1 protein-coding gene is annotated in these 905 nt (G+C 38.0%); it reads right to left on the reverse strand.

The window, feature by feature from the left end; all coding sequences use genetic code 11:
- The coding region (locus tag ACFIO5_RS10880; protein ID WP_375705409.1) for a TrmH family RNA methyltransferase at window positions 1-793 on the reverse strand (793 nt) is incomplete at its 3' end.
- Window positions 794-905: the final 112 nt, after the last annotated feature.

The following is a 905-nucleotide window of genomic DNA, read 5'->3' on the forward strand; positions in this document are numbered from 1 at the left end:
CTCTAAGATATTTATGAGCTGCGTAGAGCGCTATTGTTGCTGCGTTTGAAACGTTTAACGATTTAATATTTCCAGGCATATCAAGGCGTGTTAATGCACAAACGTTTTCACGTGTTTTTTTGCGTAAGCCTTTACCTTCTGCTCCTAGAACAAGAGCAATTTTTTCTCCTGTTAATGTTGTTTCGAGAGGATGATTGCCTTCTGAATCAAGTCCAAAACTGATAAAGCCTGCTTTATGGAGTTCTTGGAGTGTTTCTGCGAGGTTTTGTACGGTGATATAATGAATCATTTCCAACGCTCCGGATGCGGCTTTAGCAAGAACGGGGGAGTGGCGATAAGTTGTAATAAGTGCCTCAGCTTTAAATGCGACTGCAGAGCGCATAATAGCGCCGACATTATGTGGATCAGTAATTTGATCCATTACAATGACAAGATCAGTATTTGTTAGTTCGGATAATTGACACGGCTTGAGAGGTTCAGTTTCCAAAACAATACCTTGATGAACTGCATCACTTCCAACGAACGAATCAAGTTGTTTGGGTAAGCATAATGTGATGGGACAAGGTAAATCTGATTCGGGTATATTTAATCGTTTTAAGGCATTTGGTGTGATATAGAGATGTTCAAAAACTCTTTTAGGATTTTTTAAATGAAGACCATAAAGATAGATTGTTCCATGTCTCATGGGAACAGATTTCTGTTTCATGCGCGCTGCAGGTAGAATGCCTTTTTTATCGTGAGATCGACGCTGTAAGCGATTATAGTGAAAACTTTTCGATATTTTTTCTCTCATATCCTCTTTATAGCGCGTTAATAATAAAAGTAGAGAGAAAAAAGCTGTGGTTTAAAATTATTAGCAAGAAATTTGTACGGAATCGTATTTATTCTGTTAACAGATACGATGG

This window comes from Bartonella sp. AA86SXKL (assembly GCF_042196885.1).